We start from the raw sequence: 19,317 nt of genomic DNA on the forward strand, positions 1-19,317 counted from the left end.
TCCGGTGCCGGGCCGTTCTGTGCCCTGGTCACCGCTACGCCGGACGCCGCGCGGATGCGACGCCATGTGCCTGGTCGGGTGTCCCGGAGATGGACGGTGTCCGGTGGGGGATCAGAGGTTTGCGATCCGAATGGCATTGCCCGACAGCCGGATCGATTCTCCGATCGCCCGGGTCAGCTCGCGCGAGCTGCCGAGCAGTCCGTCCAGAACCACGGCGCGCCGCACATGCCGGTGCAGTGGGTGTTCGGCGGTGAAGCCGATCCCACCGAGTACCTGCTGACAGTGCCGCGCGGCGGTGAGTGCCGCTTGCCCCGCGGCCGCTTTGGCCAGCATCGCCGCGAGGACCTGGTCCTCGGCCACCGGGTCCGGGCCGGGACCGCCGAGAGTCGCAGCACCGGTCGTGTTCGAAGTGTCGCTGGCGGCAGCTGATCCGACACCCCCGGGTCCGATGTGCCCGGCGGTGGGCACATCCTGTCCGGCGTCATCGGCGACGAGCAGTGCGGCCTCGGCGCCGTTCAGCGCGACCAGCGTTTCGGCCAGGCGGTGCCGCACGGCCTGAAACGAGGCGAGGGGCCGGCCGAATTGGGTGCGCTCGACGGCGTGGGTTCGGGCCAGAGCGAGCATGGCGTGGCCGGTGCCGAGGAGCCACCAGCCGAGCAGCCGCCTGCCGTCGGCGAGGTCGCGGTCGGACAAGGCTGAACCATCGGGCATCGCGTGCAGGGGCAAGTCACTGTCGAGCGAGGGGCCACCGACCCCGTCGCGGTCCCACCGCACCCACCGTCCCCCGGCGAACGGCAGCACAAGGCCCACGGCACCGTCGCGGTCGATGACATCGAGCAGCAGTGGAGCGTGCGCACCGGTATCGCCGAGTATTCGGAAGAACACCGGTCCGGCGAGTTCGGGTGCTTCCGTGAGTATTTCGGGCCAGCCGAGGTCGACCAGCGCAGCGGTCAGCGCCGCACCGGTGTGCTCGGTCATGGTCCGGCGCACCGCCTCGGTGAGCAGAGCCAGTTCGGCCGCGTCGAGGCCGGAGTCCACGGTCATCCTCATTCCTTCCCGAGGTCGAGGAGTCGGCGGGCGATGATATTGCGCTGGATCTCGGCGGTGCCGCCGTAGATCGTCGCCGCCCGCGAGTACAGGAATTCGGTGCGCCACGGGCCGTCGTCGAGCTCGACCGCACCCGGCAACAGGTCGCGGGCGAGGTCGAAGAGTTGTTGTTCGGCGCCGGCGAGCAACACCTTGTCGACAGAGGTCTCGGGTCCGAGCTTGGCACCGGCGGCCAGCCTGCGCTGGGTGCCGAGGGATCGGCAGCGCACGGTGTGCAGGGCGAGAAAGGCGGCGCCGAGATCGCGGTCGTCCTCGGCACTGGGATCACCCTGTGCGAGCACGTTTTCCAGCCGGGTGAACAGGTAGGCGATGCGATGCCAGAAGCAGGTGGACCGTTCGTGCGGCAGCAGATCCATGGCGATCCGCCAGCCATCGCCCGGCGCACCGAGCAGACGATCGCCGGGCACGACCACATCGTCGAAGAACACCTCGGCGAACTCGTCCACCCCGTGCATGGTCCGCAAGGGGCGCACCGTGATTCCCGGTGAGTCCATGTCGAGGAAGAAGGCGGTGATGCCGTCGTGGCCCGGGCCCGTGCGGGTGAGCAGCACGCAGCGGGCCGCGTACTGGGCGAGGCTGGTCCACACCTTCTGCCCGGAGATCACCCAATGACCGTCCCGTGGAATGGCTTTCGTGCTCAGCGAAGCGAGATCGCTACCGGAGCCCGGTTCCGAGAAGCCCTGGCACCACTGTTCGCGCCCCGACAGCAGCAGCGGCACCATCTCGGCGGCCAATGCGGGTGGGGCATAGGAGATCATGGTCGGCGCAAGTACTTCGATCATCGACCAGATGCCCGGTTCGGCGAGGTCGCGGGTGGCGACCTCCTCCCCGAGCACGGCGCGCAGCGCGGCCGGGCCGCCGAGACCGCCGATCTCGCCCGGCCAGCCGTAGCGCATCCAGTCCGCGTCGAACAGCGCGCGGCGCACGCGCAGCAACTGTGTCACCTGAGCGTCCAAGGAGTGGTCGGAGCCGGGACTCAGATCGTTGGCATCGAGCCAGGTACGCAGACCGGTACGGAATTCGGCGATGCCGTGCAGGGCAGCCACCTCGGGGCCCACGGTCATGTCCGGGAACGCTCGAAAGCGTGCGGGATCCCGGAATCGTGGTCGCCGTTGCGGCGGATGAAGGTCATCCGCCGGGTCCTCAGCCGCCAGCCGTCGTCCGTGCGGATCAGGGTGTCGGTGTAATACCCGATGCGCATGTCGTGGGTGCTGTGGTCGACGAAGCACAGCGGCTGCGTGCCGGTCGCAGTGTCGCCGTCGATCTCGAGAGCCGGAGTTCCGGTGAGGAACAGGCCTTTCGGTGCGGCGGCGACCAGCTCGGGGAACAACTCCACGCTGTAGGCGTCGCCGAAGGCGCTGTAGGTGCCGTCGGGAGTGAACACTGCGAGCAGGCCCGGGATGTCGCCCTTGGTGATATTCACCGCGTAGCGGGCGAGTACCTGCTGGATTTCGAGCAGGTCGTCACTTCTGGACATAGATCTTTCCGCCTTTCATCACGAACCGCACGTCCCTGGTGAGCGTGATGTCGTCGAGTGGGTTACCGGGGACGGCGATGACATCGGCGAGCTGGCCTTCGGCCAGGCGGCCTCGGTCGTCCACCCCGATGAGTTCCGCGCCGCGAATAGTGGCCGCGCGCAACACATCAAGGGTGGGCAGCCCGCGCTCGACGAGCGCGACCAGTTCGTCGGCGTTGCGCCCGTGCGGGATGGCGGGCGCGTCGGTGCCGACGGCGATCTTCACCCCCGCCTTGTATGCGGAAAGCACCGAGGTGCGGGCCTTGGGGAACATGACGGCCGCCTTGGCCTGCAGCGCCGGGTCGGCTTTGGAGACGTCCATGGCGTCGGCCAGCCGGGTGGTCGGCACCAGCCAGGTGCCGTGCGCGACCATCAGGTCGATGGCTTCGTCGTCGATGAGGAAGCCGTGTTCGATGCAATCGATCCCGGCGGCCACGGCGTGCTTCACCGCGTCGGCGCCGTGGGTGTGCGCGGCGACCCGCAGCCCGCGCCGATGCGCCTCGTCGACGATCGCGCGCAGTTCTTCGTCCGAATAGTGTTGCGCCCCAGGCGCTCCGGTGAGCGACATGACGCCGCCGGACACACAGATCTTGATCAACTGCGCGCCGTGCTTGATCTGGTAGCGCACCGCCTTGCGCACCTCGTCGACCCCGTTGGCGATGCCTTCCTCGAGGGTCAGGTGCAGCACGTCGGGGGCGAACGCGGCGAACATGGTCGGGTCGAGGTGCCCGCCGGTCGGGGTGATCGCGTGCCCGGCGGGCACGATCCGCGGCCCGTCGATCCAACCCGCGTCGATGGCCTTGCCCAGCGCCACATCGAGCAGGTAGCCGCCGGTCTTGACGAACAGGCCGAGGTTGCGCACGGTCGTGAAGCCCGCTCGCAGCGTGCGGCGGGCGTTGCCCACCGCACGCAGCATCCGCAGCGCCGGATCGTCTTTCACGCTCGAGGCCAGCCCGGTCTCACCGCGCCCGCCCATCAGCAGGTTCACTTCCATGTCCATCAGGCCGGGCAGCAGGACGACCTCGCCCAGCTCGATGACCTCGCCGACCGGGTCGCCGCCGACACCGACGATCCGGTCGTCCTCGATCCGCAGGATGCCGGGCCGCACGATCCGCCCGGCATCGATGTCGAGCAGCCCGGCCGCGCGCAGGGTGAGCGTGGCCACCGCGTCAGACCACCGGTTCGCGCACGACGTCCAGGTACGCGGCACCGGAATCGGGCACGCGCGCCTGCTTCCAGACCTCGATCGGGAACGACACCATCACCAGCGACTGCAGCAGGTGGAACAGGTGCCGGGCATCGTCGGGCAGGTCGTTCCAGTCGTGCTTGTCGACGAAGTCGAGCGCGGCTTGCATGCGCGGGAAGACGGTGTCGTAGAGCTCCTGCATCTCCTCCATCGTCGAGGCCAGCCGCTTGGCGTAGCGCTCGGGTTCGGTGGCCAGGATCCAGTCGGCGAACCGTTCCAGGTCGGCGAACTCGGCGGGCAGCGGCTTGGTCTGGTCAGTTGGCGCCATCGCGGTACTCCTTGACGATCTGCTGGGCGGTCTTGTGCAGGTGGCGGAGCAGGATCTCCTGATCGTTGAGCGGGAAGTCGGTGACCTCACGGGTGGCGATCATGGTCTGGGTGGCTTCCAGGGTGTTCGCGTCCTGCAGCGCGTACTCCTTGAAGGTGACCGCGGCCAGCTCCTGGGCGAGCCGTTCGCGTCCGTTCTTGGCAGGCACGAAGTACAGATTCGCTTCGAAGATGTGGCGATCGACCGCGGTCGGCCAGTAGTGGTAGGTCAGGAACCAGCCCGGTGCCCAGAACAGCAGGGAGAAGTTCGGGAAGATCTCGAATTCGTCCACTCCCCAGGCCTTGTGGCCGGCCGGGTTCAGGCCGGGCGGCAGCGGGTCGAGGCCCTCGATATCGGGGCGGTCCCATGGTCCGAACAGCCCGCTGCGCAGTTCACGCTCGAGCGGTTTGACCATCATCGGGTCCTTCGGCGGGGCCATGCCACCCCATGACGACACCATCGAGTGCGGGGTGGCAATCTCGTAGTGCAGCGCCTCGAAGCCGTACCCGGCCAGTTTGTCGGCCTCGTCCTTGACCGCCTGCTTCTGATGCAGCACGGGTGCGTGATAGAACTCGGCGAAGGCGTCGATGAACAGCTTCCAGTTGGCCCCGATATCGGCCTTGTAGCTGTAGACCTCGCTCATCTCGGCGAACGGATAGCCCTCGAGGCCCTTGATCATGGGGCCCAGGTACTCGGTGAGCGGCTTGGCGTTGTCGTCGAGGGTGACGAAGATGAAGCCCTCCCACACCTCGCAGCGCACCGGCTTGAGCCCGAATTTGCTCTTGTCCAGGTCGAAGAACTCGCCTTCCTGCTGCACGAAGGTGAGTTCGCCGTCGAGGCCGTAGCGCCAGGCGTGGTACTTGCAGGTGAACTGCCTGCAGGTGCCCGCGGTCTCCTCGTTGGGGTAGTCGTCCCACACCAGCTTGTTGCCGCGGTGGCGGCAGATGTTGTGGAACGCGCGAACCACCGCGTCCTTGTCCTTGACGATGATGAGCGAGGTGCCCACGCAGGCAAGCTCTTTGGTGAAGTAGCTGCCCACCTTGGGCAGCTTGTTCACCCGGCCCACATTGAGCCAGCTCTTGCGGAAGATCGCCTGGCGCTCGTCCTCGTAGAAGGCCGGGTCGATGGAGTCGGTGTAGTCCACCGGGGCGGTACCCAGCTCCGGATAGTTCTGTGTCCAGCTCCCCGCCGCTGGTTTGGTGAAGTGTGCCAAGGAACTCCCTTTCGTGACGGCACCGGACCGCGGCGCCGAAATGAGAATAGCATTCTCCAAAACTGGCTAACAGGTTTCCAGGCAGGTCTGCGCCTGTCAACGCGAGTAGCGCGGGCGTCGAGACTGTAATCGGTGCCCTGTGGTCGCCGACCTGACAGATTCCTACTCTCTCAAACCCGCATATTGATTATCCGATTCTGAGAAGATAGTTTCCGTAGTAGCGGGCTGGAGCCCGCGCTGCTCGATGAGGAGCACGGGTGTGCGGCGGCCGATCGGCGTGCCGAGCCACCCATGGAGGAGGAAACCGTGAAACCACAGCGAACAGTTGTCGCCCTGCTGGCGGTCGCGCTTCTGGCGGCGGGCTGTGGCCGCGACAGCGGTGCACGCGAGGACGGGCCGGGCGCTCCGGCACCGGCGGCCTCCGGCGACTTCGGCACGCTCACCGATGTCTGCTCCCCGGGCACACCGGGCATTTCGCAGGCGCAGGGCGTCACCGCGACCGAGATCGAGGTGGGCGTCTTCTCCGACATCGGCTTCACCAAGAACCCCGACTTCGTCGACGCCGCCAAGGTTTTCACGTCCTGGTGCAACGCGGCGGGCGGGATCAACGGCCGCAGGATCGTCACCAACCTGCGCGACACCAAGCTCATGGAGGTCCGTCAGCGCATGCTCGAGGCGTGCCGGGAGGACTTCGTGCTGGTCGGTGGCAGCGCCGCGCTCGACGGCCTCGGCGTCAAGGACCGGCTGTCGTGTCTGCTGCCCGAGTTTCCCGCCCAGGTCTCCCAGACCGCCAACACGGGCTCGGATCTGCAGCTCGGCTTCGGCTCGGCCGTGTCGGAGAACGTGAATCCCTATACGGGATTTCAGGATTGGCTGATCAACGAGGCGTATCCCGGGTCGAAGGGCGCCATCGGCATGATCAACGGCGACTCGCCGATCACCAAGGTCATGGGGGAGAAGCTCACCGAGTCGCTCACCGCGGCGGGCGCCACGATCACCTACAGCGACCTGTACCCGATCTCCGGTGTCTCGGACTGGACCCCCTACGCCCAGGCGATCAAGTCGGCCGGGGTGAAGGGCCTCATCTTCTACGGCGACTTCCGCTACCTCGCCAAACTGCAAGACGTGCTGACCAGCATGAACTACAAGCTCGACTGGGTCGACGCCAACGCCAACTCCTACAACAAGGTCTTCCTCGACGGTGCCAAGAGTTCGCTCGGCACGCAGAACAACTTTTTGGACATGAGCGGAACGGCACCGCTGGACGCGGCCGACCGGGTCCCCGCGGTGCAAAAGGTCAAAGACCTGTTCCAGCAGTACTCTCCGGGCAGCGACATCACCTTCCAGGTGCTGCGCTCGTTCCAGTCCTGGCTGCTGTTCGCCAAGGCGGCCACCAGTTGCGGCGCTGAACTGACTCGCGCGTGCGTGTACAACGCCGCGGCGAAGGAGACCGCATGGACGGCGGGCGGTCTGCAGGCACCGGTGGATCTGTCCAAGCCGATGTCGGAGCAGACTCGCTGCTTCAATGTGGTGCAGGCGGGCCCCGACGGCTGGAAGTCGGCGAAGTTCGCGCCGAACACCGATGGTCTGTACCGGTGTGGCTTCACCCCGTACCGGTATCGCGGCGATTTCGGTCAGCCGGCGAAGCTGGCCGATGTCGGCAAGACGCTTGCCGAGTTGAAGTAGCGGGAACCAACCACCGATGGAACAGTTCCTCGCCTTCGGCATCGTCGGCCTGAGCACGGCCGCGATCTACGCTGTGATCGGCAGCGGCCTGGTGCTCACCTACACCACGACCGGGGTGTTCAACTTCGCCCACGGAGCGGCGGGGATGGTCTCGGCCTTCGTCTACTGGCAGCTGTCGGTCGGCTGGGGCTGGCCGGTCCCACTGGCGCTGGCTGCGGTGCTGCTGGTGTTCGCCCCGGCGTTCGGGTTGTTCTTCGGCCGGACCCTGGCCCCTACCCTGGGGCTGGGGGACGCGGAGAAGCTCGTGATGACGATCGCCTTGCTCAGCGGACTGATCGTGGTGGCCCGCTGGATCTGGAACCCGAACGAATCCCGTTCGCTACCAAGGTTCTTCGCCGACCAGCCGTCGATCGACCTCGGCGTGGTGACGCTGACCTGGCATCAGGCGCTGACCATCGTGGTCGCGATCGCCGTGGCGCTTGGCTTGCGAATCCTGCTGTACCGCACCAGGACCGGGGTGGAGATGCGGGCCACCGTGGATGACCGAGCGCTGGTCGGGCTCACCGGTGCCGACCCGCGCCGCGCCAACCGGATCGCCTGGATCCTCGGCATCGAACTGGCCGCGATCGGCGGCATCCTCATCGCCCCGATGGTCACCCTCGACGCGGCGCAACTGTCGCTGCTCATCGTGAGCGCCTACACCGCGGCCATTTTCGGCCGGTTACGCAATCTGCCGATGGTGTTCGTCGGCGCGGTGGCGGTCGGCCTGCTGGAGAGCTACCTCACCGGGTATCTCCCGCAGAACGAGTACCTGCCGGGTCTGCGCCTGGCCGCTCCTGCCCTGCTGTTGTTCGCGGCGCTGATGCTGTTCCCGCACGGACGGTTGCGTGGGCGCGACCGGAAGGTGGGTGCGGTGCCGCTACCCACGATCGGCGGCTCGGTGGCATTCGCGGCGGTCGTGGTCGCGCTGGGGTTGCTGCTGGCTTCGATGCTCAGCGAGCCGGACCTGATCACCTACGGCGCCATGTTCGCCTGGGGCGTGATCGCCCTGTCGTACGTCCCGCTGCTGGGGTTCGCCGGCCAGATCTCGCTGTGCCAGCTGGGTCTGGCCGGGATCGGCGCGGTGGCTTACGGACACCTGGGGCCGGACGGGCAGTGGTGGGCACTGTTCGCCGCCATGGGTGTGGCCGGGCTGGTCGGTGCCGTGATCGCGATTCCGGCGCTTCGGCTCTCGGGTGTGTACATGGCATTGGCCACCGCGGCCTTCGCTGTCGTCCTCGATCGCTGGATCTTCACGCTGCCTGCGTTCGAGGTGCTCGGTGTGCGGATCGCCCTGTTCGATCAAGGCTCGGTGTCGATCGCCGGGCCGAATCTGTTCGGCTGGCGGGTGGACACCACCGCCGGGATCACCGTGTTCGCGGCGGTCTGCCTTGCGACGGCTGGGTTCGGGGTCGCGCTGTTGCGGCGCAGCCGGTTCGGCAGGCGCCTGATCGCGCTGCGCGACAGCGAGGCCGCCTACGCGACCCTCGGCGGCAGCCTGCTGCTGGCCAGGGTGGCGGTGTTCGCGCTGTCGGCGGCGATCGCGGGACTGGGCGGTGCGCTCTACGGGATGCAGCACCAGGCCGTGGCACCCGACCAGTTCAACATGGTCGCCGGGCTGCCGATCTTCCTGATCGTCACCATCGCCGGGCTCGGTGCGATCGGGGCGGGCCTGTTCACCGGCCTGGTGTTCGCGGGCCCGCTCAATGTCATCCCGGTGCTGTGGCCGGGGTTGCTCAACCTGTCGCAGGTGCTGCCCGCCCTCGGCGGGATCCTCTTCGGCGGCGGCGTGCTGAAGGACGGCGCGATCGCCCCGATGCGGCGCGAGTGGTTCCCCATGCTGCGCGACCCGTTGGTCGCGCCGTTGCTCGGCGTCACCGTGCTCGCGCTGTGGGGGTTGCGTCTGCTCGACACGATCGACGGCTGGGCCTTCACCGGCGGTGCCGCACTCGCCATCGTGGCGGCGCGGATCTGGCACGCGGCCCGGACCAGGCCGCCGGTCGACCCGGCGGTCGTGCCGGTCGAGTGGTGGGGGATCCGGCGGCCGTGGAACGCCGAGGACAGGGAGGTGCTCGACCGTGCCGTCGCTACTGCGAGTTGACGAGGTCACCGTCGCCTTCGGCGGTCACCTCGCCCTGGACTCGGCGGCGTTGTGCGCCGAAGCCGGGACGATCACCGGCTTGATCGGCCCCAACGGGGCGGGCAAGAGCACGCTGTTCGATGTGATCTGCGGGCTGCGTACCCCCGTGCAGGGGCGGGTCGCGCTCGGCGGCCGCGATGTCACCCGGCTCGGCCCGGCACGTCGGGCCCGGCACGGTCTGGCCCGCACATTCCAGCGCCTGGAACTGTTCGGCAGGCTCAGCGTGCGCGACAACCTCCTGGTCGCCGCCGAGCTCGGTCCCGACCGCCGCCGCGCCGGGCAACTCGTCGACGACATCATCGACCGGTTTGGTCTGGCCGCCGTTTCCGACACCTCGGCTGACGAATTACCCACCGGCACAGCAAGACTCGTCGAAGTCGGGCGCGCGGTCGCCGCCCGGCCGAGCGTGATCCTGCTCGACGAGCCCGCCGCGGGCCAGGACCACACCGAGACCGAACGCTTCGGCGAACTGCTGCGCGCCCTCGCCGACGAGGGCACCGCGGTCCTGCTGGTCGAACACGACATGGGCCTGGTGATGAACGTCTGCGACCAGGTCTATGTCCTCGATCTGGGCAAGATCATCGCCGCAGGCCCACCCGCGACCATCCGAACCGACCCCGCGGTACTCGCCGCGTACCTGGGGGACCTGTGACCACGATGACGACAGGACAGCAGGCCGCACTGATGGCGCTGCGCGGTGCGCGCGCCGCCTACGGCGCCATCACCGTCCTGCACGGTGTCGACCTCGCGGTCGCACCAGGACAGGTCCTCGCCCTGCTCGGACCCAACGGTGCCGGCAAGTCCACCGCGCTGAACGTCGTGGCGGGTATCCATGCACTCATCGGCGGCAGCCTGCACCTGGGCGGACGCGAGGTCACCGGCGCGGCCGCCCGCGATCTGGCGGCCGCAGGGGTGTGCCTCATTCCCGAAGGCCGCGGCATCTTCCCGAATCTCACTGTGCGCGAAAACCTGTGGATGATGACCGGCACCGGCAGGCGGCGCGCCGAGATCGAGCAGATCGCGTTCGACCGGTTCCCGGTCCTGCACACCAAGGCGAGCCAGGTTGCGGGCACCATGTCCGGCGGCGAGCAGCAGATGCTCGCGCTGGCACGGGGTCTGGCCACCGACCCGGCGGTGCTGCTGCTCGACGAACTCTCGATGGGACTTGCCCCGCTCGTGGTCGAACGGCTCTACGCGCAGGTCGCCGAGATCGCGCGATCGGGTGTGGCGGTACTCGTGGTCGAGCAGTTCGCCGCCGCGGTGCTCGACATCGCCGACCACGCGGCGGTCCTGGTGCGCGGACGCGTTGTGCGCCAAGGACACCCGGACAGCGGAATCCGCAGCGAACTGGCTGCGCTCTATCTAGGAAGTGACCCCTCATGACCGAATCCCGCGCGGAGCGTTTCGCCCGCGAGCTGGCTGACCTCGACATCCCCGACCCAGCGGCAGGCCGCTCCGGGCTGTGGTTGCGCACCGGCGCCGTGCTGATGGTGGCCGGGCCGGTGCTGGCCGTGCTCGCCTACCTGATGTCGCACGGCACCACCGATCCGCTCGCTCAGCGCGACGCCATCGTGCTCGCCTTGATCGCGGTGAGCGCGACCGTCGCCGGATCCGCGCTGTTCCTGCGTTATTCGCTGACCAACTTCCTGCGGTTCTGGCTGGCGCGCCAGGCCTACGACCTCGACGGCGCGGCGCAGCGATGGAACCGGGAGCCGGTGCAGTCCGGCTCGTCCGACTGACAGAAGGGACTCCACCGTGCCCGACGGCATGCATTTCGACCTGTCCGAGGACCAGGAACTAATCCGCTCGTCCGTTGCCGAACTATGTCGCAAGTTCGACGACCAGTACTGGCTGGAGAAGGACCGCGAGCACGAATTCCCGGTCGAGTTCTACCAGGCCATCGCGAGCGGCGGCTGGCTCGGCATCACCATTCCCGAGGAGTACGGCGGGCACGGTCTCGGCATCACCGAGGCCACCCTGCTGGCCGAGGAGGTGTCGCGCTCCGGCGGCGGGATGAACGCCGCGAGCTCGATCCACATGTCCATCTTCGGGATGCAGCCGGTGGTGGTGCACGGCTCGGAGGAGCTCAAGCGGCGCACCCTGCCGCGGGTGGCGGCGGGGGAGTTGCACGTGTGCTTCGGTGTCACCGAACCCGGTGCGGGACTGGACACTCCGCGCATCACCACCTCCGCGCGCCGCGACGGCGACCACTACGTGATCAACGGCCGCAAGGTGTGGATCTCCAAGGCCCTGGAGTCCGAGAAGATCTTGCTGCTCACCCGGACCACCCCGTACGACCACGTCGCCAAGAAGACCGACGGGATGACGCTGTTCCTGACCGATCTCGATCGCGCCCGCGTCGACATCCGGCCGATCGCCAAAATGGGCCGCAACGCGGTGAGCTCCAACGAGCTGTTCATCGACGACCTGCGCGTCCCCGTCGAGGACCGGGTCGGGGAGGAGGGGCAGGGCTTTCGCTATCTGCTCGACGGACTCAACCCCGAGCGCATGCTTATCGCGGCCGAAGCGCTCGGTCTCGGCCGCGTCGCGCTGGACCGGGCGGTGCGTTACGCCAAGGAACGGGTAGTCTTCGACCGGCCCATCGGCAGCAATCAGGGCATCCAGTTCCCCCTCGCCGATTCCGTGGCCCGCCTCGACGCCGCCGAACTGATGCTGCGCAAGGCGACCTGGCGCTACGACAACGGCAAACCCGCTGGGCGCGAGGCGAATACGGCCAAATACTTGTGCGCCGACGCCGGTTTCACCGCCGCCGACCGAGCCCTGCAGACCCACGGCGGGATGGGGTACGCCGAGGAGTACCACGTTGCCCGCTACTTCCGGGAGGCGCGCGTGATGCGGATCGCGCCGGTCAGCCAGGAAATGATCCTGAACTATTTGGGCACCCACGCCCTTGGACTGCCGAGGAGCTACTGATGGCACCATCGACCCTGTTCGACCTCACCGGCCGATCCGCCCTGGTGACCGGCGCGGCGGGCGGTATCGGCGCCGCGGTCGCCCAAGCGCTGGCCACCGCAGGCGCCGCTGTCCTCGTCACCGACTTGGACGCCGCGGCCGCGGCCGCCGTCGCGGAGACGATCACCAGAAACGGTGGCACCGCAGCCAGTTTCGCGTTCGATGTCACCGACAGCGCGGCCGCGGCCGAGGCGGCGGAACGGGCGGCGAGCCTGACCGGTGGCGTGCTGCACATCCTGGTGAACAATGCGGGTGTCACCGCACCGGCCATGATTGCCAAAACCACCGCCGAATCGGTGCGGCGCCTGTTCGACATCCACGCCCTCGGCACGATCGGGTGCGTGCAGGCCGCGCTGCCGTACCTGCCCACCGATGGCACCGGCCGCATCATCAACGTCACCTCGGCGGCGGGCCTGGTCGGCACGCTCGGCCAGGTCAACTACTCGGCGGCCAAGGCCGCAGTCATCGGCATCACCAAGTCCCTGGCCAAGGAACTGGCCCGCAAACAGATCCTGGTGAACGCGCTCGCCCCGCTCGCAGCGACCCCGATGACGCACACCATTCGCACCGACGACCGGTTCGCTCCCCAGATGCTGGATCGAATCCTGTTGCGCCGCTGGGCCGAACCGGAGGAAGTCGCGGGCGCGTTCGTGTTCCTGGCCTCCGACGCCGCCTCCTTCATCACCGGGCAGGTGCTGCCGGTGGACGGCGGCACGGTGATCTGATGTCGCAGCGACCCGCGCCACTGGCCGGGATCACCGTCGTCACCCTCGAGCAGGCCGTCTCGGCGCCGATGTGCACGCGGGCGCTGGCCGATTTCGGGGCCAGGGTGATCAAGATCGAGAACCCGGCCGGTGGCGATTTCGCCCGGCACTACGACGATGTCGTGCACGGACAGGCGGCGCATTTCGTGTGGGTCAACCGCGGCAAGGAATCGGTGGCGCTCGACCTGAAAACCGCTGCGGGACTGGAAATTCTGCACCGCCTGCTCGAGCGCGCCGACGTGCTGGTGTCCAATCTCGCCCCCGGCGCCACCGCCCGTCTCGGCCTGGCACCCGAGGAGGTGGCCGACCGCTACCCGGACCTGGTCGCACTCGAGATCGACGGTTTCGGGCGGTCCGGTCCGCTGTCGCACAAACGTGCCTACGATCTGCTCGTGCAGGCCGAGGCCGGTGTCTGCGCGGTTACCGGGACAGCCGGTCAGCCGGCGAAACCCGGCCCACCCGTGGCGGATGTGACCACCGGTCTCTACGCCGCGCTGGCCATCGTCACCGCCCTGTACCGCCGCGACACGGCTCGGGGTTCGCTGAAACCGGCGGGGGCGAGCATCGGCCTGAGCCTGTTCGACACCATGGCCGAGATGATGGGCTATCACCTGACCTACGCTCGCCACGCCGGTATCGACCAGGAACCGCTCGGCATGAGCTCACCGGCGGTCGCCCCCTACGGTGCCTACCCCACCGCCGACGGCCAGACCGTGGTCCTCGGCACCACCAACGACCGCGAATGGCAGCGCCTCGCCACCACCATCTTGCAACGCGACGACCTGGCCGCCGACCCGAGATTTCACACCAACCCCGGCCGCACACGCCACCGCGCCGCACTCGACGACGCGATCACCGCCTGGTGCATCCGTCACGATCTGGCCGACATCCAGCGCATCGCCGACGACGCGGGCATCGGCAACGCCCGCTACAACCGCCCCAGCGAGGTGCTGGACCACCCGCAACTCACCGAGCGTGACCGCTGGCGCGACATCGACACCCCGGCAGGACCGATCCCGTCCCTGCTTCCGCCCGCCGTGATCGCCGACTACGACCCCCCGATGGGTCCGGTCCCAGCCCTCGGTGCCGAAACCGACCGTCTCCTAACGGAGATCGGCTGCGCTGCAACGGATATCGACGAACTGCGCAGGGCCGGCGTGATCGGCGGCCCCACCCGGATCGGGATGTCCACATGATCGGGAGCAAGCGCCTGGCGTCGAGCGATCGACGAATCGGCGGATCGACCCTCGAGTTCGTCCTCACACCTGAACCGCGCCCCGGCGCAGGAACAGTCATTGCGCAGTCGGAGGCCGTCCGGTGAGCGACGAAGAAGCGTCGGGTTCGGTCCTGCTGTGCACCGACCACGCGGGCGTGCGCACGCTGACGCTGAACCGCCCGCACCGGCGCAACGCCATCGACGCCAACCTCTTCGCCGAATTGGCCGACGCGCTGCGCGCGGTCGCGACCGACCGCACCGTGCGCGCGCTGGTCCTCACCGGGTCGGGGAGCGCGTTCTGTTCTGGTGCCGATATCTCGGTCCCCGACAACACCCACCCCGTCTACCGGATGCGCCCGCTCAGCGACGTGGCGACACTGCTGCACGAACTGCCGCTGCCTACGGTTGCCAAGGTGCGCGGCCCGGCGATCGGCGCGGGCTGGAATCTGGCACTTGGCTGCGATCTGGTGGTCGCCACTCCGGAATCGACCTTCGCTCAGGTATTCACGGCCCGCGGACTGACGATGGACCTGGGTGGTTCGTGGCTGCTGCCGAGGCTCGTCGGCATGCAGCAGGCCAAGCGGCTGACCCTGCTGGCCGAAACCATCGGTGCCACTGAGGCATTGGAACTCGGCTTGGTCACCTGGGTGCGGTCCGCCGGCGAGATCGACACTTTCACCGACGAACTCGCGTCCCGGCTGGCCGCAGGAGCACCGGTCGCCCTCGCCCAGTCCAAAGCCCTGCTGCACGAGGGTGTCGACACCACGCTGCGCCAGGCAGTCGCCGCCGAAGCCCGTGCCCAGGGCTTGAATTTCGCCACCGCCGACGCCCCGGAAGCGTTCGCCGCGTTCGCCGAGAAGCGCGAACCACAGTTCACCGGGCGCTGGACGGTGCACCGTCCACCGATCCGTCCCACGAGTTCCGAGAACGGGAGATAGACATGCCCGAAGTAGTCATCGCCGGTGCCGCCCGCACCGCGGTTGGTAAACGCAACGGCGGACTGGCCGGGGTCCACCCGGCGGACCTGTCCGCCCACGTCCTCACCGCGCTGGCCGAACGCACCGGCCTCGATCCGGCCGTCGTCGACGACGTGGTGTGGGGTTGCGTCTCCCAGGTGGGCGACCAGTCGAGCAATATCGGCCGCTACGCGGTGCTGGCGGCGGGCTGGCCCGAGAGCGTGCCCGGCACCACCGTCAACCGTGCCTGCGGTTCCAGCCAGCAGGCCGTCGACTTCGCCGCGCAGGCGGTGATGTCGGGGATGGCCGATGTGGTGGTCGCCGGTGGCGTCGAGTCGATGAGCCGGGTGCCCCTCGGTGCGGCGAAAGCCGGTGGCGCGCCGTATGGTCTGCAGGCCCTGGCTCGCTACGATGGATTCGCCTTCAACCAGGGCATCTCGGCCGAACTCATCGCGCAGAAATGGGGCTTCGATCGGTCCCGGCTCGACGAGTTCTCCGTGCTGTCGCACGAGCGTGCCGCCGCGGCCCAGGATGCGGGCGCTTTCACCGAGCAGATCGTGCCCGTGCACACCGAGGACGGCGTCGTCGACACCGACGAGGGCATCCGTCGGGGCAGCACCGTCGACAAGCTCGCGAAACTGAAGCTGGCGTTCCGCGACGACGGAGTCATCCACGCAGGCAACTCCTCCCAGATCTCCGACGGTGCCGCCGCCCTGCTGCTCACCACCCCGGAGAAGGCCCGCGAACTCGGCCTGACCCCCTTGGCCCGGTATCGCGCGGGCGCGGTGGCAGGGTCGGACCCGGTGCTCATGCTGACCGGCCCGATCCCGGCCACCGAGAAAGTGCTGCGCCGAGCCGGGCTCACCCTCGACGAGATCGGTGTGTACGAGGTGAACGAGGCCTTCGCCCCGGTGCCGCTGGCCTGGCTCGCCGAAACCGGCGCCGATCCCGCCCGGCTCAACCCGCTCGGCGGGGCCATCGCACTCGGTCATCCCCTCGGCGGTTCGGGTGCGATCCTGCTGACCCGCATGGTGCATCACTTGCGCGACAACGGGATTCGCTACGGCCTGCAGACCATGTGCGAGGGCGGCGGCACCGCCAACGCCACCATCGTCGAACTCGTCTGAGGGAGCCTCATGCGCCGCGAACTGTTCACCCCCGACCACGAGTCCTTCCGCGAACTGGCACGCGGTTTCATCGAAAAGCGCATCGCACCCAACTACGCGCAGTGGGAGCGCGACGGCCGCATGCCCCGCGAGGTCTTCGGTGAGATGGGCGAACTGGGCCTGCTCGGCATCGCGCTGCCCGAGGAATTCGGCGGCGCGGGCCTGCGCGACTACCGCTACAACGTGGTCCTGCAAGAGGAGGCGGCCCGCGCCCTGGTCACCCTCGGCACCGTCCGCACCCAGCTGGACGTGATCCTGCCCTACTTCCTCGAGTACGCCGACGCGGATCAGCGGCAGCGCTGGTTCCCCGGCCTGGCGAACGGCACCCTGCTCACCGCCGTCGCCATGACCGAACCCGGCACTGGCTCGGACCTGGCGGGCATGCGTACCAGTGCCGTTCGCGACGGCGACCACTACGTCCTCAACGGCGCCAAGACCTTCATCACCGGCGGTCTGCTCGCCGACCTGGTGATCGTCGTGGCCCGCACCGCCACCGACCCCGGCAACCGGAGGGCGGGGCTCACCCTGCTCGTCGTCGAGGACGGCATGCCCGGCTTCGAGCGGGGCCGCGAACTGGAGAAGATGGGTTGCAAGGTCCAGGACACCATGGAACTATCCTTCACCGATGTCCTGGTGCCGGTGACCAACCGGCTGGGCGAGGAGGGCGCCGCGTTCGGCTACCTCGGCCACAATCTGCCGCAGGAACGGATCACCGTCGCGGTCGGCTCGGTCGCCCAGGCCCGCGCCGCCATTACCGCCACCGTCGAATACACCAGGGAGCGTAAGGCTTTCGGCACCCCGGTCGCCTCGTTCCAGAACACCAAATTCGAACTGGCCGCCCTGTCCACCGAGGTCGAAGCCGCCCAGACCATGGTCGACCGAGCCGTCGCGGACTTGGTCGACGGCGTCCTGTCCGGCGCCGACGCCGCCCGCGCGAAACTGTTCTGCACCGAGGTCCAGGCCCGCACCGTCGACCGTTGCCTGCAACTGTTCGGCGGCTACGGCTACATGATGGAATACCCCATCAGTCGGCTCTACACCGATGCCCGCGTAGCCAGAATCTACGCGGGCACCAGCGAGGTGATGAAAATGATCATCGCCAGGGATCTCGGCCTCTCCTGACCCGGCAGACCGAAACGGATCCCGGAACAACTGCCGATTGCCGTTCTCCACGAGGACTTCCGGGCTGTCGCTACCTCGGTATATCAGCGCACCGTGACGCGGATCCGCCCGATCATCCAGCACGGCTACGACCATGAGATCGCCCGCGTGCTCGCCGGGTTCGTGGCCGAGCCCGCTCCGCGGCTCAGCGGCCCGGCCGCGAATCTGTTCGCGCCCGAAGACCTCGCGCGGCTGCGCTCGTCTGGATCGGGCCTGAGGGCCAGTGCTGGGCGGCAGCGCTACCGGCCGAAGTCGTGACCGCAAGCCTCATCACGCTCGTGGCTCCGTTAGCCCGGGTTTTGTCAGCCGCAGCTCAGGAGGGGGCGTTCATATGCACTTACATTTGCAAGTACCTTTGTGATCCAGATCGCAGTTCGGGAGGACAGCTTATGAACAAGACGCGCTCGTTCATGGTCGGAATTTTCGCCGTCGTAGCGGTGGCATCGCTCGGGAGCGGCGTAGCTGTCGCCAGCGACCCGCCCGCAGTGACGGTCGAGGAGTGCGAAAGGTACGGCGGGGAGGCGGTCCGCGATGATGGCACCATCATCGCGCCCGGCGACGACTGGAACTACGCCCGGTGTGAAGGCGGGCACTGGGACGGAAAACCGATCGCCCGTTGACCTGGGGTCAGCTGCCCACTTTCAACGGCTCGGTGGAGGTTCGAATCCGATCGGCCATTTGGTCTTCGGGCTGTGACGAACGTTGTGCAGCTTCACGTTGGTCAGCTCAAATCCACGTCTACGACCTGCCCACACGTCAGGTCGGTGCCGGAGAGGATCACACCGCGCAGCTTGGCTGACCGCATCGAGGCGTATCGCAGGTTGCTGTCGGCAAGGTTGATGGGGTCCGGGCCGTCATGGGCGGTGTTCCGTCGACCGATGACCGTCAATGCCGCCTGGACGTCGAGGTCGACGATGCCGCTGACCTCGCAAGGACCGAGATCAGACTTGGGCGGGGCACGGTGAGTGCGAACGAAACCGCTAATGACCTCGAAGATCATCGACTGATTCGATGCCTGCTCGGGAGATGAGGAGTCCCGAGCCAGCCACTCCAGCGAGTAGATGCCACCCAACCGGACGTTCAACTTTTCGCTGCCGATCTGCTCGGTTGCCTTGGTGAATCGGTCGGTGAACCACGTCCGCTGTGTGAGCCCGTACTGATTCTCTGTCGCCCGCAGGGACTTTCCGGTGAACAGCACCGCCGCCACGGCGGTCGCAGCGGTGGCCAACGCCGCGGCTTTCACCCACCCGTCCCACACCATCATCTTGTGCAGCGCGCGACCGGTGGACAGTGCTACACCCCGCCAGCCTCCCGGAGAGGGCGAAGCCGGCGCAGGTGAATTCTCCGGCGTGGGGTCGGGTGCTGGTGGCGCCGCCGGGTCGGGCGACGCAGCAGGTGCAGGACTAGACGGTGGTGTGCTCACGCGCGTGATGTTCCTCGGTTGCCGCTGCCGGATGGGATACGTCGTCTGATCATTCCACGCGACCCTCCGCTGGCAGCTCAAACAGTCGACAGCTCAACGGGTTCCGCCGAAGCCATTGCAGCGGAACCCGTCATAGTGCGCTTGAACCCTGGACAGCGTCGCAGATGACCTCCCAGTCAGAGCGAGATGCACTCGCAGATCTTGCCTTTGAGGTGGGGCCGCTTCCTCGACAACTGGGCAGCGCCGGCCAAAATCCCCCGGCTCTACACCGTGCTGGCCGCGCAGGCCACCGACCCCCGACCATCCGGCGCACGAATTCTTCACCGGCCACTACGCCCGCGCGGTCGAGACCTGGGCCGAACTGATCTGGCACCGTCAGAACAGGGGCAGTGCCCATCCGCACC

At 68.0% G+C, this 19,317-nt stretch carries 20 protein-coding genes; 13 read left to right on the plus strand and 7 right to left on the minus strand.

Annotated elements, in window-relative coordinates:
- Nucleotides 1–111: 111 nt before the first annotated feature.
- Genes AB0I35_RS16150 through AB0I35_RS16175 form a run of 6 tightly spaced genes read right to left on the minus strand, consistent with a single transcriptional unit; the run spans nt 112 to nt 5,389 of the window.
- The gene (locus AB0I35_RS16150) at nt 112–1,044 is read right to left on the minus strand and encodes an acyl-CoA dehydrogenase family protein (protein ID WP_357396742.1); all 933 of its coding nucleotides are present in this window, start codon (nt 1,042–1,044) and stop codon (nt 112–114) included.
- A gap of 2 nt (nt 1,045–1,046) precedes the next feature.
- The gene (locus AB0I35_RS16155) at nt 1,047–2,171 is read right to left on the minus strand and encodes an acyl-CoA dehydrogenase family protein (protein WP_357396743.1); all 1,125 of its coding nucleotides are present in this window, start codon (nt 2,169–2,171) and stop codon (nt 1,047–1,049) included.
- Nucleotides 2,168–2,584, minus strand: a complete 417-nt coding sequence (locus AB0I35_RS16160; protein ID WP_357396744.1) for a nuclear transport factor 2 family protein — start codon at nt 2,582–2,584, stop codon at nt 2,168–2,170. Before AB0I35_RS16160 ends, AB0I35_RS16155 begins: the two co-directional genes overlap by 4 nt.
- The gene (locus AB0I35_RS16165; RefSeq protein WP_357396745.1) at nt 2,571–3,788 is read right to left on the minus strand and encodes an amidohydrolase family protein; all 1,218 of its coding nucleotides are present in this window, start codon (nt 3,786–3,788) and stop codon (nt 2,571–2,573) included. The genes AB0I35_RS16160 and AB0I35_RS16165 overlap by 14 nt, the downstream gene beginning before the upstream one ends.
- A gap of 4 nt (nt 3,789–3,792) precedes the next feature.
- Complete coding sequence (locus AB0I35_RS16170) at nt 3,793–4,137, minus strand: hypothetical protein (protein ID WP_357396746.1); 345 nt, start codon at nt 4,135–4,137, stop codon at nt 3,793–3,795.
- A complete protein-coding gene (locus tag AB0I35_RS16175) occupies nt 4,124–5,389 on the minus strand; it encodes an aromatic ring-hydroxylating dioxygenase subunit alpha (protein ID WP_357396747.1) in 1,266 nt (421 codons plus the stop codon). Before AB0I35_RS16175 ends, AB0I35_RS16170 begins: the two co-directional genes overlap by 14 nt.
- 306 nt (nt 5,390–5,695) lie before the next feature.
- Between AB0I35_RS16175 and AB0I35_RS16180 the strand changes: the two genes are divergently transcribed.
- The 13 genes from AB0I35_RS16180 to AB0I35_RS16240 all read left to right on the plus strand — a co-directional run bounded on the left by AB0I35_RS16180 (nt 5,696) and on the right by AB0I35_RS16240 (nt 18,110).
- On the plus strand, nt 5,696–7,075 hold the full coding sequence (locus tag AB0I35_RS16180) for an ABC transporter substrate-binding protein (protein ID WP_357396749.1): 1,380 nt from the start codon (nt 5,696–5,698) through the stop codon (nt 7,073–7,075).
- Nucleotides 7,076–7,091: 16 nt separating this feature from the next.
- Nucleotides 7,092–9,215, plus strand: coding sequence for an ABC transporter permease (locus tag AB0I35_RS16185; protein ID WP_357396750.1), 2,124 nt, complete (start codon nt 7,092–7,094; stop codon nt 9,213–9,215).
- On the plus strand, nt 9,193–9,906 hold the full coding sequence (locus tag AB0I35_RS16190; RefSeq protein WP_357396752.1) for an ABC transporter ATP-binding protein: 714 nt from the start codon (nt 9,193–9,195) through the stop codon (nt 9,904–9,906). The genes AB0I35_RS16185 and AB0I35_RS16190 overlap by 23 nt, the downstream gene beginning before the upstream one ends.
- 5 nt (nt 9,907–9,911) lie before the next feature.
- A complete protein-coding gene (locus tag AB0I35_RS16195; protein ID WP_357396754.1) occupies nt 9,912–10,637 on the plus strand; it encodes an ABC transporter ATP-binding protein in 726 nt (241 codons plus the stop codon).
- On the plus strand, nt 10,634–10,993 hold the full coding sequence (locus tag AB0I35_RS16200; protein ID WP_357396756.1) for a hypothetical protein: 360 nt from the start codon (nt 10,634–10,636) through the stop codon (nt 10,991–10,993). The genes AB0I35_RS16195 and AB0I35_RS16200 overlap by 4 nt, the downstream gene beginning before the upstream one ends.
- A 28-nt stretch (nt 10,994–11,021) precedes the next feature.
- A complete protein-coding gene (locus AB0I35_RS16205) occupies nt 11,022–12,188 on the plus strand; it encodes an acyl-CoA dehydrogenase family protein (RefSeq protein WP_357397013.1) in 1,167 nt (388 codons plus the stop codon).
- Nucleotides 12,188–12,952: an SDR family NAD(P)-dependent oxidoreductase gene (locus tag AB0I35_RS16210; RefSeq protein ID WP_357396758.1), complete on the plus strand. Its 765-nt coding sequence runs from the start codon at nt 12,188–12,190 to the stop codon at nt 12,950–12,952. Before AB0I35_RS16205 ends, AB0I35_RS16210 begins: the two co-directional genes overlap by 1 nt.
- Entirely contained in the window at nt 12,952–14,187 is a 1,236-nt protein-coding gene (locus AB0I35_RS16215) for a CaiB/BaiF CoA-transferase family protein (RefSeq protein WP_357396759.1), read from the plus strand. Before AB0I35_RS16210 ends, AB0I35_RS16215 begins: the two co-directional genes overlap by 1 nt.
- A gap of 121 nt (nt 14,188–14,308) precedes the next feature.
- Entirely contained in the window at nt 14,309–15,145 is an 837-nt protein-coding gene (locus AB0I35_RS16220) for an enoyl-CoA hydratase-related protein (protein WP_357396761.1), read from the plus strand.
- A gap of 2 nt (nt 15,146–15,147) precedes the next feature.
- Nucleotides 15,148–16,290, plus strand: a complete 1,143-nt coding sequence (locus AB0I35_RS16225) for a thiolase family protein (protein ID WP_357396762.1) — start codon at nt 15,148–15,150, stop codon at nt 16,288–16,290.
- 9 nt (nt 16,291–16,299) lie between these two features.
- Nucleotides 16,300–17,451, plus strand: a complete 1,152-nt coding sequence (locus AB0I35_RS16230; protein ID WP_357396764.1) for an acyl-CoA dehydrogenase family protein — start codon at nt 16,300–16,302, stop codon at nt 17,449–17,451.
- Between the two features lie 93 nt (nt 17,452–17,544).
- Complete coding sequence (locus AB0I35_RS16235) at nt 17,545–17,748, plus strand: hypothetical protein (protein WP_357396765.1); 204 nt, start codon at nt 17,545–17,547, stop codon at nt 17,746–17,748.
- Nucleotides 17,749–17,879: 131 nt separating this feature from the next.
- Complete coding sequence (locus tag AB0I35_RS16240) at nt 17,880–18,110, plus strand: hypothetical protein (RefSeq protein WP_357396767.1); 231 nt, start codon at nt 17,880–17,882, stop codon at nt 18,108–18,110.
- A 101-nt stretch (nt 18,111–18,211) separates the two neighbouring features.
- Here the strand turns inward: AB0I35_RS16240 and AB0I35_RS16245 are convergent, their stop codons facing one another.
- Nucleotides 18,212–18,754: a pentapeptide repeat-containing protein gene (locus AB0I35_RS16245; RefSeq protein ID WP_357396768.1), complete on the minus strand. Its 543-nt coding sequence runs from the start codon at nt 18,752–18,754 to the stop codon at nt 18,212–18,214.
- Nucleotides 18,755–19,317: the final 563 nt, after the last annotated feature.

Origin of the sequence: Nocardia sp. NPDC050378 (assembly GCF_040655675.1) — a bacterium.
GTDB classification, from domain to species: domain Bacteria; phylum Actinomycetota; class Actinomycetes; order Mycobacteriales; family Mycobacteriaceae; genus Nocardia; species Nocardia coubleae.

What these genes read in the sequence shown, in the direction of transcription:
- AB0I35_RS16150 (WP_357396742.1), bottom strand. Translation starts at nt 1,044, where the DNA reads ATGACCGTGGACTCCGGCCTCGACGCGGCCGAACTGGCTCTGCTCACC.
- AB0I35_RS16155 (WP_357396743.1), bottom strand. Translation starts at nt 2,171, where the DNA reads ATGACCGTGGGCCCCGAGGTGGCTGCCCTGCACGGCATCGCCGAATTC.
- AB0I35_RS16160 (WP_357396744.1), bottom strand. Translation starts at nt 2,584, where the DNA reads ATGTCCAGAAGTGACGACCTGCTCGAAATCCAGCAGGTACTCGCCCGC.
- AB0I35_RS16170 (WP_357396746.1), bottom strand. Translation starts at nt 4,137, where the DNA reads ATGGCGCCAACTGACCAGACCAAGCCGCTGCCCGCCGAGTTCGCCGAC.
- AB0I35_RS16185 (WP_357396750.1), top strand. Translation starts at nt 7,092, where the DNA reads ATGGAACAGTTCCTCGCCTTCGGCATCGTCGGCCTGAGCACGGCCGCG.
- AB0I35_RS16195 (WP_357396754.1), top strand. Translation starts at nt 9,912, where the DNA reads ATGACGACAGGACAGCAGGCCGCACTGATGGCGCTGCGCGGTGCGCGC.
- AB0I35_RS16200 (WP_357396756.1), top strand. Translation starts at nt 10,634, where the DNA reads ATGACCGAATCCCGCGCGGAGCGTTTCGCCCGCGAGCTGGCTGACCTC.
- AB0I35_RS16205 (WP_357397013.1), top strand. Translation starts at nt 11,022, where the DNA reads ATGCATTTCGACCTGTCCGAGGACCAGGAACTAATCCGCTCGTCCGTT.
- AB0I35_RS16210 (WP_357396758.1), top strand. Translation starts at nt 12,188, where the DNA reads ATGGCACCATCGACCCTGTTCGACCTCACCGGCCGATCCGCCCTGGTG.
- AB0I35_RS16215 (WP_357396759.1), top strand. Translation starts at nt 12,952, where the DNA reads ATGTCGCAGCGACCCGCGCCACTGGCCGGGATCACCGTCGTCACCCTC.
- AB0I35_RS16225 (WP_357396762.1), top strand. Translation starts at nt 15,148, where the DNA reads ATGCCCGAAGTAGTCATCGCCGGTGCCGCCCGCACCGCGGTTGGTAAA.
- AB0I35_RS16230 (WP_357396764.1), top strand. Translation starts at nt 16,300, where the DNA reads ATGCGCCGCGAACTGTTCACCCCCGACCACGAGTCCTTCCGCGAACTG.
- AB0I35_RS16240 (WP_357396767.1), top strand. Translation starts at nt 17,880, where the DNA reads ATGAACAAGACGCGCTCGTTCATGGTCGGAATTTTCGCCGTCGTAGCG.
- AB0I35_RS16245 (WP_357396768.1), bottom strand. Translation starts at nt 18,754, where the DNA reads ATGATGGTGTGGGACGGGTGGGTGAAAGCCGCGGCGTTGGCCACCGCT.